General features: G+C 57.2%; 17 protein-coding genes. 12 read left to right on the forward strand and 5 right to left on the reverse strand.

The features are described 5' to 3' along the window. Positions 1 to 101: 101 nt before the first annotated feature. Positions 102 to 893 carry an inositol monophosphatase family protein gene (locus tag ACSYTG_RS07115; RefSeq protein ID WP_489782819.1) on the reverse strand — a complete coding sequence of 264 codons (792 nt, stop codon included), beginning with the start codon at positions 891 to 893 and terminating at the stop codon, positions 102 to 104. Next, positions 890 to 1,408 (reverse strand): c-type cytochrome, encoded by a 519-nt coding sequence (locus tag ACSYTG_RS07120; protein ID WP_489782820.1) that lies wholly within the window; start codon positions 1,406 to 1,408, stop codon positions 890 to 892. Before ACSYTG_RS07120 ends, ACSYTG_RS07115 begins: the two co-directional genes overlap by 4 nt. A 108-nt stretch (positions 1,409 to 1,516) precedes the next feature. On the opposite strand from ACSYTG_RS07120, the gene ACSYTG_RS07125 reads away from it, so the two are divergent. The 4 genes from ACSYTG_RS07125 to smpB are packed head-to-tail and all read left to right on the forward strand — an operon-like array spanning position 1,517 to position 4,555. Then, complete coding sequence (locus ACSYTG_RS07125; RefSeq protein ID WP_489782964.1) at positions 1,517 to 2,251, forward strand: 3-deoxy-manno-octulosonate cytidylyltransferase; 735 nt, start codon at positions 1,517 to 1,519, stop codon at positions 2,249 to 2,251. A 5-nt stretch (positions 2,252 to 2,256) separates the two neighbouring features. Then, positions 2,257 to 3,153 (forward strand): prephenate dehydratase, encoded by an 897-nt coding sequence (locus tag ACSYTG_RS07130; protein WP_086645950.1) that lies wholly within the window; start codon positions 2,257 to 2,259, stop codon positions 3,151 to 3,153. An 11-nt stretch (positions 3,154 to 3,164) separates the two neighbouring features. Further along, positions 3,165 to 4,055 (forward strand): 4-hydroxy-tetrahydrodipicolinate synthase, encoded by an 891-nt coding sequence (gene dapA / locus ACSYTG_RS07135; RefSeq protein ID WP_095348852.1) that lies wholly within the window; start codon positions 3,165 to 3,167, stop codon positions 4,053 to 4,055. 2 nt (positions 4,056 to 4,057) lie between these two features. Further along, complete coding sequence (gene smpB, locus ACSYTG_RS07140; RefSeq protein WP_086645948.1) at positions 4,058 to 4,555, forward strand: SsrA-binding protein SmpB; 498 nt, start codon at positions 4,058 to 4,060, stop codon at positions 4,553 to 4,555. A gap of 121 nt (positions 4,556 to 4,676) precedes the next feature. On the opposite strand, the gene ACSYTG_RS07145 is transcribed toward smpB, so the two are convergent. After that, the gene (locus ACSYTG_RS07145; protein ID WP_086645947.1) at positions 4,677 to 5,366 is read right to left on the reverse strand and encodes a cold-shock protein; all 690 of its coding nucleotides are present in this window, start codon (positions 5,364 to 5,366) and stop codon (positions 4,677 to 4,679) included. Positions 5,367 to 6,177: 811 nt separating this feature from the next. On the opposite strand from ACSYTG_RS07145, the gene ACSYTG_RS07150 reads away from it, so the two are divergent. From ACSYTG_RS07150 to mltG, 8 genes are all read left to right on the forward strand, one after another. Further along, complete coding sequence (locus ACSYTG_RS07150; protein WP_086645946.1) at positions 6,178 to 6,534, forward strand: hypothetical protein; 357 nt, start codon at positions 6,178 to 6,180, stop codon at positions 6,532 to 6,534. Positions 6,535 to 6,728: 194 nt separating this feature from the next. Next, positions 6,729 to 7,478: a glycine betaine ABC transporter substrate-binding protein gene (locus ACSYTG_RS07155; protein ID WP_489782821.1), complete on the forward strand. Its 750-nt coding sequence runs from the start codon at positions 6,729 to 6,731 to the stop codon at positions 7,476 to 7,478. Between the two features lie 14 nt (positions 7,479 to 7,492). Next, positions 7,493 to 8,752, forward strand: coding sequence for a class I SAM-dependent methyltransferase (locus ACSYTG_RS07160; RefSeq protein ID WP_489782822.1), 1,260 nt, complete (start codon positions 7,493 to 7,495; stop codon positions 8,750 to 8,752). Between the two features lie 381 nt (positions 8,753 to 9,133). Next, a complete protein-coding gene (fabD, locus tag ACSYTG_RS07165; RefSeq protein WP_086646063.1) occupies positions 9,134 to 10,078 on the forward strand; it encodes an ACP S-malonyltransferase in 945 nt (314 codons plus the stop codon). Between the two features lie 16 nt (positions 10,079 to 10,094). After that, positions 10,095 to 10,835, forward strand: a complete 741-nt coding sequence (fabG, locus tag ACSYTG_RS07170) for a 3-oxoacyl-[acyl-carrier-protein] reductase (RefSeq protein ID WP_086645943.1) — start codon at positions 10,095 to 10,097, stop codon at positions 10,833 to 10,835. A 289-nt stretch (positions 10,836 to 11,124) separates the two neighbouring features. After that, positions 11,125 to 11,364, forward strand: coding sequence for an acyl carrier protein (locus ACSYTG_RS07175; protein ID WP_025825175.1), 240 nt, complete (start codon positions 11,125 to 11,127; stop codon positions 11,362 to 11,364). Between the two features lie 105 nt (positions 11,365 to 11,469). Further along, the gene (gene fabF, locus ACSYTG_RS07180; RefSeq protein WP_086645942.1) at positions 11,470 to 12,738 is read left to right on the forward strand and encodes a beta-ketoacyl-ACP synthase II; all 1,269 of its coding nucleotides are present in this window, start codon (positions 11,470 to 11,472) and stop codon (positions 12,736 to 12,738) included. Continuing rightward, positions 12,728 to 13,762 (forward strand): endolytic transglycosylase MltG, encoded by a 1,035-nt coding sequence (gene mltG, locus ACSYTG_RS07185; protein ID WP_489782823.1) that lies wholly within the window; start codon positions 12,728 to 12,730, stop codon positions 13,760 to 13,762. Before fabF ends, mltG begins: the two co-directional genes overlap by 11 nt. A 46-nt stretch (positions 13,763 to 13,808) precedes the next feature. Here the strand turns inward: mltG and ACSYTG_RS07190 are convergent, their stop codons facing one another. Then, positions 13,809 to 14,645 carry a lipid-binding SYLF domain-containing protein gene (locus tag ACSYTG_RS07190; RefSeq protein ID WP_489782824.1) on the reverse strand — a complete coding sequence of 279 codons (837 nt, stop codon included), beginning with the start codon at positions 14,643 to 14,645 and terminating at the stop codon, positions 13,809 to 13,811. Between the two features lie 88 nt (positions 14,646 to 14,733). After that, positions 14,734 to 15,534: an inositol monophosphatase family protein gene (locus ACSYTG_RS07195; RefSeq protein ID WP_095348857.1), complete on the reverse strand. Its 801-nt coding sequence runs from the start codon at positions 15,532 to 15,534 to the stop codon at positions 14,734 to 14,736. Positions 15,535 to 15,687 lie beyond the last annotated feature (153 nt).

The raw sequence follows: 15,687 nt of genomic DNA on the forward strand, positions 1-15,687 counted from the left end.
CTGACCATCGCTGTTGTACCGAAGCGCAGACCTATCGCAAAACAGGGGCAGTGCATAGTCTGGGCCACCAGATTTGGCACTATTCCCTCCAATAAATCTTGTTAACCCGCGTGCAGAATGCGCACTGCCTCGCGGTGCAGGGCAGGGGAACCGGCCGCCAGAACCGTGCGATCTCCATCCATCCGCAGGGGGGATCCATCCCATGCGCTCATAACGCCGCCAGCCCCCTGCACAATGGGCACAAGTGCTCCCCAGTCCCAGGGGTTCATGTCACATTCGGCAATCAGATCAATCTGGCCCAGAGCAAGCAACCCATAGGCGTAACAATCCCCACCCCATGTCATGCGGCGGGCCTGTTGCTTGAGCATTTTCCAGCGGTCATGCGGGGCCAGTTCCAGCATTTCGGGCGATGTGCATGACATTTCAGCCTCAGCCAGCGCAACATCCTGCCGGGTGTGGGCCTGCCCCCCCAAGGAGGAAGTAAACACGGTTGCACGCCCCTTTACCCCAACCCAGCGCTCGCCCAGAACCGGCTGGTCCAGAATGCCAAGCATGGGCTCCCCTTTGTAAAAAAGGGCAATCAGGGTGCCAAAGAGCGGGCGCCCGGTTACAAATGCCCGCGTGCCATCCACCGGGTCCAGCAGCCACTGGTAATCCGCCTGAGCGTTGTCCTGCCCAAACTCTTCACCAAACACACCATGCTCTGGCAGGCGTTCTGCCAGAATAGCCCGCATGACCCGTTCTGCCGTCCTGTCCGCGACCGTAACCGGGCTTGCATCTTTTTTGCTTTCCACCCCCACACCGCGCCTGAACCATGGCCGAACAACGCTCCGCGCCGTATCCGCCAGCATGGTTGCCACATCCACAAACTGGTCTGTTATCTGCGGGGTCATCTGGGTGCTCCTGTTATTGGGGTGGGGGCAGGGGTATGCAATGTGTGCAAATAGCTGATCACATCCGCCCTGTCCTGCGGGTCAGGCAGACCTGCAAAAGACATGCGCGTACCGGGGGCATATCTGGCAGGAGCCATAAGCCAGTCAGATAATTTCTGATCATCCCATATCTGCGTTGCATGCTGGCGCAACGCTGCGGAATAGGCGTAACCGGGAAGCGTGGCGATATTCCGCCCCACAACACCAGCCAGAACAGGGCCTGCATTGCCTTCGCCCCCAAGGGCAAAGCCATGGCACTGGGCACAAATACGCCCGGCCAGTAGCGTGCCATGGGCCAGACTGGCACGCGGCACGTAAGGCTCAATAGAAACCGCCCGCAGGTCCGGCAGACGAAAAACCGGGGCCGCAGGGGCCGTGTCCGGCACAATAAAGCGTGCCGCCACCAGAGCACCGCCCATGGCCACCACACTTATCAGCACCGAAACCGCCACCCTGTTCAGGAACCTGCCATCCATCCGCACTTCTGCCCCTGCTGATCACTGGTTGCGTTTGCATTGCAGCTTTTCTAGACTGCGCGGCGCTTTTCCACGCCTATAAGCCGCGCTGTATTCTGGAGCAAGCTGATCATGCCGCCCCTTGTTGTCATACCCGCCAGACTTGCCTCAACAAGACTGCCCGGCAAGCCCCTGGCGGATATTGCTGGGTTGCCCATGATCGTGCATGTGCTTAACGCCGCACTCAAGGCCGAAATTGGTCCGGTTGTGGTTGCCGCGGCTGAACCCGAAATCTGTGATGCTGTTACCAACGCGGGCGGGACAGCCGTACTGACCAACCCGGACCTGCCTTCCGGCTCGGACCGGGTCTGGCAGGCCGTGCAGACGCTGGACCCACAGGGGCAATACTCCACCATCATCAACCTGCAAGGGGACCTGCCTACACTGGCACCAGATGCCCTGCATGCGGTGTGCGGGGTCATGGATAATCCTGCGTTTGATATTGGAACGCTCGTTGCCCCCGTTAGTACGGAAGAAGAGGCAACAGCTCCTTCTGTTGTCAAGGTTGCATGCCACTTTGCGCAGGCCGCACACCATGCGGTCGCCCTCTATTTTTCCCGCCAGCCCATTCCCGCAGGGCCGGGGCCTCTATGGCACCATGTCGGGATTTACGCATGGCGGCGGGCGGCTCTGGCCCGCTTTGTCCAGCTTCCTCCATCTGGTCTGGAACAGCGTGAAAGTCTGGAACAGCTCCGAGCGCTGGAGGATGGTATGCGTATTGGCTGCGCACGTCTTGCAATCGCGCCCTTTGGGGTTGATACACCACAGGATCTGGAACGGGCACGCCGCCTGCTTGGAGCTTAAAGGCCATGATGGACAAAGTTATAGCCTTTCAGGGCATGCACGGTGCGTATTCCGACATGGCCTGCCGCGCAGCGCGGCCCGGCTGGACCACCCTGCCATGCCACAGCTTTGCAGATGCCATAGATGCAGTACATGCAGGCAAGGCCGAGCAGGCCATGCTGGCATGCGAAAACAGTCTGGCAGGCCGTGTGCCCGACATCCATTCGCTCCTGCCCGCAGCGGGGCTGCATATTATTGGTGAGCACTTCCAGCGTGTTGAACACTGTCTGCTGGTAGTGCCCGGCACCCGCATGGAGCAGATCCGCCGTGTACATACGCACCCTGTGGCCATGGCCCAGATCCGCAATCTGCTCAAAAACAATAATCTGACGCCCGTAACCGAGTTTGATACGGCAGGTGCTGCAGAACTGGTCGCACTTTGGCAAAAGCCCGAAGAGGCCGCGGTAGCCTCCGCCCTTGCCGCGGAACTGTATGGGCTGGAAATCCTGCAACGGAATGTGGAAGACGCCTCCCACAACACGACACGGTTCTATATTACCGCACGCACACCACAGGTGCCTACACCACAGACACCCCATGTCATGACCACGCTGCTCTTTAGTGTGCAAAACAGCCCCGGCGCCCTGTATAAGGTGCTTGGGGGGTTTGCCACCAATGGTGTCAACATGACCCGGCTGGAAAGCTACATGTCGGGCGAAACATTTGCCGCTACACGCTTTTTGATGGATGTAGAGGGCCACCCCGGCGATTCCCGCCTAGGCAAAGCCTTGGCAGAACTTGAATTTTTTTCCAAAAACGCCACAATTCTAGGCGTCTATCAACAATCGCCATTCAGGCACCAGGCTTCCACCCAAGGGCAGGACACCCCGCGTTCCGCTCCAGCAGATGCCATTCCAGGATAAGTGACCGCTCCATGCCTCATACATTCTTCTCCGGCTCCATTACTGCACTCATCACCCCCATGAACCGGGACGGAAGCCTGGACTTTGATTCGTTTGAAAAACTGGTGGACTGGCAGATCAAGGAAGGCACCGCAGGCCTGTGTGCCGTAGGCACAACGGGGGAAAGTCCAACCCTGTCGCACACGGAACACCACGCTGTTGTTGAACGCACCATAAAAGTTGCCAATGGCCGCGTGCCGGTTATTGCCGGGGCGGGTTCCAACAGCACGTCCGAAGCGGTTGATCTGGCACGCCATGCAGAGCAGGCCGGGGCCGCCGCCGCCCTTGTTGTGGCTCCGTATTACAACAAACCTACGCAGGAAGGCCTGTACCGGCACTTCATGGCCGTGGCAGATGCTGTTTCCATCCCGGTGATTTTGTACAACATTCCCGGCCGCTCCATTATTGACATCAATGTGGAAACAACGGCCCGTCTGGCAAAGCACGGCAATATTGTTGGGGTAAAGGATGCAACAGCAAACCTGTTCCGCCCTCTGCAGGTACGCCGGGCCGTGGACAAGCCCTTTAACCAGCTCTCGGGCGAAGATGGCACAGCTGTCGCTTTTCTCGCCGCCGGTGGGGATGGCTGTATTAGCGTGACATCCAACATTGCTCCCGCCCTATGTGCTGCCGTGCAGAGCGCATGGAAAGCAGGGAAGACGCAGGAAGCCATTGCCATTCAGGACCGCCTGACTCCATTGCATGACACCCTGTTCTGCGAGAGCAATCCCGCTCCAGCCAAATACGCGGCAAGCCTGCTGGGCCTTGCGGGGGAAACCTGCCGCCTGCCACTGGCTCCCCTGAGCGATGAATCACGCCACAAAGTACGGCAGGCTCTGGTTGATGTCGGGTTGCTGGGCTGATCATGTCCGCAAAGTCCAGCAAAAGCACCATGATCTCGCACGGCATGGTCGCACAGAACCGCAAGGCCCGTTTTAACTACACCATCAAGGAAACGGTTGAGGCCGGGCTTGTACTTAAAGGGCCGGAAGTAAAAAGCCTACGCTTGGGCCGCGCAACAATTGGCGAGGCCTTTGCTGGTGAGCGTAACGGTGAACTCTGGCTGTTTAACAGTTACATCCCTGAATATCAGGGCGGAGTGCTGTCCCGCTTTGATTCGCGCGCGCCCCGCAAGCTGCTTATGCACCGCAAGCAGGCCCAGAAGTTTATGGGGGCCATTGCCAAGCAGGGGGCGACCCTCGTTCCGCTGGATATTCACTTCAACGACCGCGGACTAGCCAAGGTCACCCTTGGTCTGGGCGTTGGTAAAAAGAGTGTAGACAAGCGCCAGACCGTAGCAGACCGGGACTGGCAGCGCGACAAGGCCCGCCTGATCCGCAACAAGGGGAAGGGCGACTACTAACCCGCTCCGGTTGTTACATACGCACAGCTCTGCGCAACTTTGTCAGATACAAATGGTCATAAAAAAAGCCTCGGTTTTATAACCGAGGCTTTTTTCTTACTTACCGCTAAAAAGCAGTGCCTCAGGCAGAGGTCACTTCAGCAGCTTCCGGCCCCTTCTGGCCCTGAACAACTTTAACGTTCACGCCCTGACCTTCATTCAGGCCCGGCAGACCGGAACGTTCCAGAGCAGAAGCGTGGATGAAGATGTCCTTGCCGCCGCCTTCAGGTGTGATGAAGCCAAAGCCTTTAACAGCGTTGTACCACTTAACGGTACCGCGCGTATCTTCAGCATCAGACAGGTCAGGAGCGGGGCGAGCAGCAGGGCGCGCACCAAAGCCAGGGCGACCACCAGCGGGGCTACGCGGACGTTCCGGCTGAGCCGTGCTTTCATCAACAGAGATGACTTCGGCAACCTGACGACCCTTGGGGCCCTGACCAATGCGCACAACCAGCGTAGCGCCGGGGTTTACACCCTGAACACCAGCCTGAGACAGCGCGTTGGCGTGCAGGAACACATCGCCCGATCCATCAGCGAGTTCGACAAAGCCGAAGCCTTTTTCGCCATTGAACCACTTAACGGATGCACCCACTTCCGGGCCGGAAGCGATAACCTGCGGACCGCCAGCGGGGCGACGCGGAGCAAACCCACCACGGTCACCACCACCATAAGAGGGGCGTTCACCGAAAGAAGGCATCGACATATAATTGTCGTCATCAAATCCGCCGCGGCGAGGAGAACGGGGGCTGCGGTCGGTCCTGTTACTTTTCAACGGTCTTGATCCTGGAGTGCGGAGAAGATGGAAACTTCTCCGGATATTGAAAAACGGGCAAACTGCCAGAATGGGTTGACAGGATTACGTGCTTTGAACAAAAAGCCCATCATTCCCCCTCCTGAATATTGCAAACATGCCCAACGCATGCGTAGCACAGTCATGAGTGTGCTGCTACAGCAAAGCATGAAAACCGCGCGTGCTTCACGCACTTTTCTTCGTATCACAAAGTTGTGATACCGAAGCCTTTCCATCCTGCCAGAATACCCACTTCGCACCGCCACAACTGATGCGCGCATGACATCATTCCGTAACGCTGCGGTGAGCAACCTTATCGATTATCCAGCCAAGTTTAAAAAGCAGGCATGAACGTTATACGCAGAATCGAACACGATCTGCGCGATGCCCCCATACCTCCCAAGCGGCAGCGCGGACGCCTTATATAAAGTGAGTTACACATAACGCACCGCGCGCTTTACATCAGGCAGCCTGGCAAGTTGGACCATTTGCTTAGATAAGCCCGCGCATAATGCAGGCAACCCGCCTGCAATTCAGGCTTTATGTTTAATTAGAACTCACAGGCCAACACTACCCCGCCATAAATCGTGCCTATTTTTTAATCAAAAGATTTATTTTTGTGCATAAATTCCTATCAAACCGTGCGTTTCTGTGTTTTTTTCGTCACTACCCTATCAACCTGCCCGTTTATGAGGCGAAAGACCTCTCTTTCCTATAGCGCGGCAAGGAGTTTCGCCCTTACTCTCAAAATCAGAAAGAGCCACCGGGTTTTGATGTAGGGGATACAGAACTTATGCTGCGCCAGTCGGAAACACAGAACGTCTGTCAGATCATCCCGTTCCAGATGGAAATCATGTGTCGCCACCGCGACTATCTGGACCGCTGGATTGCGGCCAGCCAGCCCATGGGCATTTGCGATGCCGATATTTTCCCTGCTGAAGAAAAACAGGCTGGCGTTTCATCCGGTTACGTTCTGGTTTGGGTGCGCGAAACATCAAACCCGGCCTACAAGGTTTATTCCCGCGGCAACCGCTGGATTGTTATGGACGCCGTGCGTGACAACACGCTGGGCCAGTTTGCTTCTTTTGCCGATGCCTTGAACATGATCCGCCCCGTTCTGCCGATCAAACAGGATATTGTTGCCGCCTAAACGCCCCCAAGCCATTTTCTGGTGCTTTTCCGCCGCCATTCCCTTACCGGGGTGGCGGTTTTTCTTTATCCTGTGCCTGATAAAATGCCCGATGGAAGCAGATATTTCCATTTGAGGGATTGCCACTGCACTTTGCCGTGCGGCAAGGACAGGGCAGACATCTTGCTGTCCCGACTGATCCAGAGGAACCCGAAATGACATCCCTGACACTCGCCTATCCTGAGTCCACCATTCATGAGGCGACGGCGGCCACTATCATTCGGGTTCTCGAGGCCAACGATATTGAGCCCGAAATTGTAACCGGCCCCAAGCAGGCTCTGGCCGATCTGCTGCACAAAGGGGAAATCGACATCTATGTTGCCGCATGGCTGCCGGATGAGGATTCCGACCTCCTTGGCGCTGGCACCACGCAACTGGGCCGGCTGTTCCAGCCCGAAGCCTGCTGCTGCATTTCGGACGAGAACAGCACCCTCACATCCCTGAGCGATCTGGCGCAGGCAGGGCAGGGCATTGCCCGCACGATTGTAACACCCCAGTCCCTTGCCAAACGCATGGAACAGGTTTTGCGCACCTACAATCTGGCAGAAGCAGGCTTTACCCTTGAAGTGCTCCCGGATGAAGAAGCTCTGGCAAAGCTGAATGCCGCCCTTGCCGCCGAGCAGCCCAGCCTTCTGCCCCTGTTCCAGCCCTGTTTTCTGTTCCATCAGGGGGGGCTGCGTATTCTGAATGACCCCCACAAAGCCATGGGCGGGGAGATGGAAGCAACCCTTCTGCTCCGCGATGGGCTGCGCGATGAGCTGGAAACAGATCTGGTGGACGAACTGGATGAACTGATGCTGAGCGCCAAAATCATCAGCGCCATGGACTACGCCATGCGGGTGGAAGGCATGAGCGCTGATGAAGCTGCCGAAGCATGGCAGCGCGGTAAGCTCCTACCACGCTAAAAAGGTGCCGGCCCATGACACACAACACAGCCGCAGATGATCGCGATGCCGGGCTAGCCGCCCAGTACGAGGCATACCCCTACCCGGAGCGCGACCCGCAGGACGAAAACCGCCGGCTGCTCATTGGCAGCCCCAGCCACCTGCGCGAAGTAGATTACTGGGTTTTTGGCGCACAACGCCCTCGCAGTCAGGCATTGCGGGTGCTGGTGGCCGGGTGCGGCACGGGCGATGGGGCAATTATGCTGGCAACGCAGCTGGCACGGGTTACCCGCCCGGCGGAAGTTGTTTGTCTGGACCGTTCAGAAAAAGCTCTTTCCATTGCGCAGGCCCGTGCCAAAGCCCGTTCACTGAACAATATCCGGTTTGTTCAGGGCTCCCTGACCGAGCTGGAATCGCTTGAACTGGGACTATTCGATTATATTGATTGCTGCGGCGTACTGCACCATCTGCCAGACCCGGTCGCGGCACTCCAGACTCTGGAGCACCACCTTGCCCCCCATGGTGGCATGGGACTGATGGTTTATGCGCCCTACGGCCGTACCGGCGTGTACATGCTGCAGGACGCACTGGAAAAACTGGCACCACTGGCACAGTCACCACAGGAGCGGCTGGACGTGGCCCGCCGCGTCATGCGCACCCTGCCAGCAACAGCATGGCTACACCAGAACGGTAATTTTGGGGATCATCTCTCTGGCGGGGATGCAGGGCTTTACGATCTGCTCCTCAACCCGAGAGACCGCTCCTACACCATTACCGATTTTTTGGCCCTGCTGGATCAGGCCGGGCTTGAACCCACGGCTCTTATGGAACCAGCACGGTACGACCCGGGCCTCTTTTTGCCAGACCCACGCCTGCGTGCACGCCTGTCCACCCTGCCTTGGCAGACACAGGCCGCCATTGCCGAGGACCTTGCTGGCAACATGGCAACGCATGTTGCCTATGTCGTGCGCAAACACGCAGCCCCCGAAAAACCTGATCCACTGAACCCAGAGGCAGTGCCGATCATGCGCGAAATTCCGGGCGCGGAGCTGGCCAAGCAGATGACACCCGATAACATGCTGCCCTTCCACTTTGGCACGCTTGTTGTGCCTATTCCGCTCCCGCCCCAGACCCGTGGTATTCTCCCCCTGATTGATGGAGAACGAACCGTAGGTGAACTGGCAGAGATTTTGGCCACACGCGGCGTGAGCGCAGAAAAGTTCAAGCATGTCTGGCAGGAAAGCTTTGGCATTCTGGAACGGCTGAATCGTGTTCTGCTCCGCTCTCCAGCCTGAGCGTATGTGAGCGCATAGCTTTACCCTTCACATACGCTCACACTCTTGCATTACCACTATCGCCAGCACTACCGGCCTGCGCGCGCCACACTATTTTACTCCAAGCTAGGCTGGTTTGCCTGAACCCTGCGCACAAAACCGTGCTGCAGCACGAGCAAAACCTTTGCAATTCCGTGGGTTGTGCCGCTCCTTCTGGTCTGGCGTATTGTGCCCAGTTAACGCAGGCCCTATTCTGCCCGCACTTTTGCCTGCCGGAAGGGCAGAACCACTGGGCAGCATGCGGCCACCACGGCACAGATGGCCCGCTTTTTGCCGCGTTCTTTCCTTCCATTCCTTGCAATCTGTCCGCCTTTGGGCGTCGTTTTTGAAACAGTGAGTATCATGGCCGTTTACGCATTTACTTTTCCCGGACAAGGCAGCCAGTCCGTTGGCATGGGGCAAGAGCTTGCTGAAGCTTTTCCCGCCGCACGTGCAGTTTTTCAGGAAGTTGACGATGCTCTGGGCGAACATCTGTCAAAAACGATTTTTGAAGGTCCGATAGAAACCCTGACCAGCACCGAAAATGCCCAGCCTGCACTCATGGCTGTTTCCATGGCAGTTCTGCGCGTGCTGGAACAGGATGGTGGGCTGGATCTGGCGGGCCGCGTAAGCCTGCTTGCCGGGCACTCACTGGGCGAATACGCAGCTCTGGCGGCTGGTCGGGCTTTTGATGTTGCACAGGCAGCCCGGCTGCTGCGCCTGCGCGGGCAGGCCATGCAGCGCGCAGTCCCCGCGGGGGAAGGCGGCATGGCCGCACTTATTGGTGTCACGCTGGCTCAGGCGGAAGAGGTCTGCACCCGCGCGAGTGAGAGCGGCAGCACGGAAATTGCCAACGACAATGGCGGCGGCCAGATTGTAATTTCGGGCAAAATGGCCGGGATTGATGCCGCCATTGCCATAGCAAAGGAAATGGGGATCAAGCGCGCGGTCAAACTCCCCGTTTCCGCTCCATTCCATTCCTCGCTCATGAAGCCTGCTGAAGACGCCATGGCCGAAGCACTGGCCAAGGCAGATATTGCAGCACCGGTTGTGCCCGTGATCGCCAATGTGACCGCAGAGCGTGAAACTGATGCAGACACGATTCGCAACAACCTGGTCCAGCAGGTAACCGGGCGCGTCCGCTGGCGTGAAAGCGTGGCCACAATGACCGGTCTGGGCGTTGATACGTTTGTGGAAATCGGGGCAGGCAAGGTTCTGTCCGGTCTGGTACGACGCATTGACCCCGAAGTTTCGACCCTTTCCATCGGCACCCCGGCGGATATCGAAACCTTTCTGAAATCCCTCTAAAGCAGGTTTACACAACATGTTCCGACTGGATGGAAAAACCGCACTTGTAACGGGTGCTTCCGGTGGCATTGGCAGCGCCATTGCCAAAACACTGCATGCTCAGGGCGCCAAAGTTGTTCTGTCTGGCACGCGTGAAGCCGTTATCCGCGAACTGGCGGAAGAACTGGGGGAAGGGGCATTTTATGCCGCTGCAAACCTGAGCGAGCCATCAGAAGCAGATGCCCTGATTGCAAAAGCAGAAGAAGTTGCCGGCGCACCGCTGGATATTCTGGTCAACAACGCAGGCCTTACGCGTGACACGCTTGCCCTGCGCATGAAGGACGAGGACTGGAATCAGGTTCTTAATGTTGACCTGGCAGCCCCATTCCGCCTTTGCCGGGCCACGCTCAAGGGTATGCTGCGCCGCCGGGCAGGCCGCATTGTCAATATTGCCTCTGTTATTGGCACAACCGGCAATGCCGGGCAGGCCAATTATGCCGCGGCCAAGGCTGGCATGGTGGGCATGAGCAAATCTCTGGCGCAGGAAGCAGGCTCGCGCGGGGTCACGGTCAACGTGGTGGCTCCGGGCTTTATTGTCACCCCCATGACGGACGTGCTGCCAGATGCACAGAAGGAAAAACTCCTGTCCTCCATTCCGCTTGCGCGCCTTGGTCAGCCGGAAGATGTTGCGTCCGCCGTGCTGTATCTGGCATCGGACGAAGCGCGGTGGGTAACCGGCGCTACGCTGCATGTTAACGGCGGCATGGTGATGGCCTGAGCACACGAAAAGCATATGCACCGCTAGAACAGGTGGTGCAAAATGCTTTAAGATGTGCCACACATGCAGCGCAACCACGCTGTTTTGGGCTTGTGACAGATGTATTTGTCCGGTTTGCCTTGGCGTGGAGAGATAAAACGTGCTAATCGCGCGCAACACCTTACTGCTGGACCGGAATGGGGCGGGCATCTACCCACCTAGTTCTCTACCAGCGACAAGGTCCATCGCGGATTAAACACCTGAACAACCTGCCATTTTCGGTAGGCAGGCATATGGGATAGAAAGACAGATGAGCGAAATCGCTGATAAGGTTAAGAAAATCGTGGTCGAGCATCTCGGCGTCGAGGAAAGCAAGGTCACTCCGGAAGCGTCTTTCATTGACGATCTGGGCGCTGACAGCCTTGACACCGTTGAGCTGGTGATGGCGTTTGAAGAAGCCTTCAATGTCGAAATCCCTGAAGATGCCGCTGAAAAAATCACCACGGTGAAAGACGCCATCGACTATATCGAAAAGCAGAAAGCCGCCTGATTTCAGGCCATCTGCCTTAAATTACAGGGTTATGGTCCCTCAGATGGCTGAGGGACCAGATATGTGTCGAATGGGGAGCGGGCTGGTTTGTTGCTTTCGGCCGGAATGAATTCTGGACGGAGACGCGTTGTCGTCACCGGCATGGGCATCGTCGGGCCTCTCGGCCTCGGTGTCGAAAACGTATGGTCACGTCTGATCGCAGGCGAGAGCGGGATTGGTAAAATCACGCAGTTCGATGCGAGTGATCTACCTGCACAGGTTGCAGGGGAGGTCCCGAACGGACCGCGGGAGGAAGGTAAACTCACGTTATCCGAGTGGGTGCCAACCAAAGACCAGCGCAAGATGGACCGCTTTATCCATATGGGCTTGGTTGCCGCAACGGAAGCGGTTGAGGATTCCGGCTGGAAACCTCAGACCGAAGAAGAAAAATGCCGCACCGGTGTTATGATCGGTTCTGGCATTGGCGGCCTGCAAACCATCTATGACGCCTCCATTACCGTGCATGAAGGGCGTGCAAAGCGGCTGTCGCCGTTTTTCATTCCTTCTGCCCTGATCAATCTTGTATCCGGGCACGTTTCCATCAAATACGGTTTTCAGGGGCCCAACCATTCGGTTGTAACCGCCTGCGCAACCGGCGTTCATGCCATTGGTGATGCAGCCCGCCTGATCATGTTTGGCGATGCTGACGTTATGGTTGCCGGTGGGGCTGAAGCCACGGTTTGCCCGCTGGGTATTGCCGGGTTCTGCTCTGCACGCGCCCTTTCCACCGGCTTTAACGCAACACCGCAGCAGGCTTCCCGCCCGTGGGACAAAGACCGTGATGGCTTTGTCATGGGCGAAGGCTCGGGCATTGTTGTGCTTGAAGAATATGAGCACGCCAAAGCCCGTGGTGCCAAAATCTATGGTGAAGTTATCGGTTACGGCATGTCCGGCGATGCGTACCATATTACGGCACCCTCGGAAGGGCATTACGGTGCTTACCGCGCCATGCGCTCTGCCCTGCAAAGTGCAGGCCTGACCACGGCCGACATCAACTACGTGAATGCTCATGGCACCTCGACCATGGCAGATGATCTTGAGCTGGAAGCTGTGGAACGTCTGTTTGGCGATGACGCCAAAAAGCTGGCCATGTCTTCCACCAAATCTGCTACGGGGCATCTGCTCGGGGCGGCTGGCGCTGTGGAGGCAATTTTCTCCATTCTTGCCATCCGGGATAACGTGGCACCGCCCACACTTAACCTGGACAGCCCCTCGCGCGAGAGCGTGATCGACCGTGTGGCGCATACAGCGCAACAGCGTCCGATCAACATTGCCCTGTCCAACAGCTTTGGGTTTGGCGGGACAAATGCCAGCCTGATCGTGCGTGGCGTCTAAGCGTAAAAAAACATCTTCCCCTCCTTCAGGCCGCAGTAAACTTTCCTGTTTTCTCAAGTGGTCTGGAGGAGGCGTTTTTGTTCTTGCAGCAGGCTTGGGGCTTACCACCTTTTTAGGCTGGCAGAGCTATACCTGCCCCGGACCGTTATCCACTGATCAGGATATTGTGGTCCCGCACGGCAACTATGCCACGACCTTATCTTCCCTACAAAATGCTGGCGTTGTTTCCACAAACTGGTGGAGCGGTCGCGTTTTTTTAAGTGCTGTTGCCCTGACCCGCCGGGATGGACAACTACATGCGGCGGAATTGCACTTCCCCGCCTATGCCTCCATTGCACAGACATTATGGATTTTGCGGCACGGGAAGCCTGTCCAGCATAAGCTGACCATCCCCGAAGGGCTGACAGCATGGCAGATTCAAGCTCTGGTCCAAGCCGCGCCGTTATTAACGGGAGATACTCCTCTACCTGAGGAAGGGAGCACTCTCCCGCAGACCTATACCTACCTGCGCAACAGTTCGCGCAAGGACCTGCTGGCCCATATGCAAACCAGCATGGCGCAGACATTAAAACAGGTCTGGGCAGAAAGAGAGAACGGTTTACCGCTTGGCAACCCGCAAGAGCTGGTTACGCTGGCATCTGTTATTGAAAAAGAAACAGCCCTGCCAGATGAACGGCCATCGGTCGCCCGTGTCTTTTACAACCGCCTGCAAAAGAACATGAAACTGCAGACGGACCCTACGGTAATCTACGCCATAACACAGGGGAAACCACCGCTGGATCGGTCCTTAACTCACACGGACCTCCAGACGGCCAGCCCTTACAACACCTATGTTTATACTGGCCTGCCACCGGGGCCGATCTGCTCCCCCGGCAAAGCTGCGCTGGAGGCTGCGGCTCACCCTGCAAAAGGCGATATGCTGTATTTTGTGGCAAATGGAGCGGGCGGGCATAACTTTGCAGCCACACTGGGTGACCACAACCATAATGTTTTGCTGTTACGCAAACAAAAAACCAGCCACTAATACCGCAAGGCGTAAAGTGGCTGGTGCAATCTGCGCAAGTATGTTGTTAGCGGGAGCCTGAACGGGCAGGGGAAAGATTTTCCTGCACAATCCCGCCACTTGGAGCGGTTACACCCGTGCTGTCACTATCAATGGCATCCGTTGTAGCGGCTGCACGAGGAGCTGTTGTGGTGGCAGTCTGCGCTCTGCGGGCATAACGCATCAGAATACTGCGCAGGGGGTCTGCATCCGGGTTGTTCACGCGCATGCTCACAACAATATCTTCCGGGCCAACGCTTTGTTTGTAATACGCCCGGTTTTCATCACTGTTAACAGTCAGTTTGCTCCCACCGAGTGATGCCCCGGCAAAAACGCCCTGAGACTTCTGTGCCACCAGAATATCCGTATTGCTGGCCCCAGCATTGGAACTGGCAACAGCAGAACTCATATTGGCAAAAGAGGCACCCGCATTGGTACCAAACTGGAACTGGCTGTCCAGCAGTGCCTGAAGGCCACGATCTGTCATGATGAAGAAAACGATCTGGGAACTCTGCACGCCAAACTGGATGCCAAAGGAAGCAGAACTCAGTTTGTAAAAGGCGGGGTCAGACCAGGAGCCACGCGCATCTTTTGCCAGCAGCACGCATTCCCCATGCGCACCGCCAAATGCGATGGACATCCGGAACATGGACGGGCAGACCATAACCGCACGCGCCTTGGCCAGATTGCTCACCAAGGCGCTCTGGCCGGTTGCGCCCAGAAAAATATCCTGCACAGTCAGGGCTGCTTTATCAACAGTAGCCTGCGCAGTATCCGCTGCCTGCGCACACGCCCCCACGCCGGGAGCCAGCATGGTTGCGGCCAGAACCAGAGAAACTGAAGACAGCCGTTTAAAGAAATGCATTCCGGGTTTCTCCACGATAAGTCCGGTAAATTAGCGTTTAAAAAAGCATGCTTTTGTGGCGCGAGAAAGGCCAGTTTTTGTTTTGTTTTTATTCCAGCGGAATGGACACAGCTTTGGCCAGTACAGGGCCAATATGCGGGTTGGCTGCCAGAATGGTCGCCCCACCTGTTAACCCGCCATTTTGCAGGAAGGGGGAAACAACTGCCCCGGCTTCGGCCAGCAGGGGCAGGGCGGCGGCCACGTCCCACAGGTTGATAACAATTTCAATGTATCCATCAAGCCGGCCGCTGGCCACATCGGCCAGTGCCAGCGCGCCACACCCGCCAGAACGGGGCATGGTGCCCAGCTCCATAATGGCATCCATCTTGTCCATGAACACGGGTTTGGGCACGCGGCCACTCCACCCCATTTCGATCATGGAGCGGGCGGGGTCTTTTATGGGGGAAGCCTTAATGGGCTTCCCGTTCAAAAATGCTCCGTACCCACGTAATGCCGTATAAACCTCGCCCAATGCCGGGGCATCTATAACACCGGCCACGGGTTCGTCCCCGTCCATCAGGCCGAGGGAGACACACCACCGGCAACGGCCACGGGCGTAATTGGACGTACCATCAATCGGGTCCACAACCCAGCGCAGGCTCCCTGTGCGGCTTACGCCACCTTCCTCCCCCTGAAAGCCATCTTCGGGAAAAAGAGCCTGCATGCGCTGTGCAATAAAGGCCTCGACTGCACCATCTGTTTCCGTCAGCCAGTCCTGTGCGGACTTCAGCTCCCCCTGCGGTCCGCCCGGCGGTGGCCGCATGGACATGGCCAGGCGAGCGGCATCATGCACAACAGCCCGGGCGGCTTCCAGTCGGTAGGCTAGGGCGGGGCTGGGGAGGGCTGGCATGGAAATGGCTACTCCAACAAAAATTCACATGCGGCCACCATACCGCCAAGCCCGTGGCAGGGCGACCCGCTTTATGCGTCACCCGTTTGCATGTCAGATATTTTTATAAACAGCTTTTGTGGCGCCCCATCTATGGCAGCAATCACCCGAACT

Source organism: Acetobacter sp. ESL1128 (assembly GCF_058505085.1).

What these genes read in the sequence shown, in the direction of transcription:
- ACSYTG_RS07120 (WP_489782820.1), bottom strand. Translation starts at nt 1,408, where the DNA reads ATGGATGGCAGGTTCCTGAACAGGGTGGCGGTTTCGGTGCTGATAAGT.
- ACSYTG_RS07150 (WP_086645946.1), top strand. Translation starts at nt 6,178, where the DNA reads ATGCTGCGCCAGTCGGAAACACAGAACGTCTGTCAGATCATCCCGTTC.
- ACSYTG_RS07195 (WP_095348857.1), bottom strand. Translation starts at nt 15,534, where the DNA reads ATGCCAGCCCTCCCCAGCCCCGCCCTAGCCTACCGACTGGAAGCCGCC.
- fabG (WP_086645943.1), top strand. Translation starts at nt 10,095, where the DNA reads ATGTTCCGACTGGATGGAAAAACCGCACTTGTAACGGGTGCTTCCGGT.
- ACSYTG_RS07160 (WP_489782822.1), top strand. Translation starts at nt 7,493, where the DNA reads ATGACACACAACACAGCCGCAGATGATCGCGATGCCGGGCTAGCCGCC.
- ACSYTG_RS07175 (WP_025825175.1), top strand. Translation starts at nt 11,125, where the DNA reads ATGAGCGAAATCGCTGATAAGGTTAAGAAAATCGTGGTCGAGCATCTC.
- ACSYTG_RS07190 (WP_489782824.1), bottom strand. Translation starts at nt 14,645, where the DNA reads ATGCATTTCTTTAAACGGCTGTCTTCAGTTTCTCTGGTTCTGGCCGCA.
- fabD (WP_086646063.1), top strand. Translation starts at nt 9,134, where the DNA reads ATGGCCGTTTACGCATTTACTTTTCCCGGACAAGGCAGCCAGTCCGTT.
- ACSYTG_RS07115 (WP_489782819.1), bottom strand. Translation starts at nt 893, where the DNA reads ATGACCCCGCAGATAACAGACCAGTTTGTGGATGTGGCAACCATGCTG.
- ACSYTG_RS07155 (WP_489782821.1), top strand. Translation starts at nt 6,729, where the DNA reads ATGACATCCCTGACACTCGCCTATCCTGAGTCCACCATTCATGAGGCG.
- smpB (WP_086645948.1), top strand. Translation starts at nt 4,058, where the DNA reads ATGTCCGCAAAGTCCAGCAAAAGCACCATGATCTCGCACGGCATGGTC.
- fabF (WP_086645942.1), top strand. Translation starts at nt 11,470, where the DNA reads ATGAATTCTGGACGGAGACGCGTTGTCGTCACCGGCATGGGCATCGTC.
- ACSYTG_RS07130 (WP_086645950.1), top strand. Translation starts at nt 2,257, where the DNA reads ATGATGGACAAAGTTATAGCCTTTCAGGGCATGCACGGTGCGTATTCC.
- dapA (WP_095348852.1), top strand. Translation starts at nt 3,165, where the DNA reads ATGCCTCATACATTCTTCTCCGGCTCCATTACTGCACTCATCACCCCC.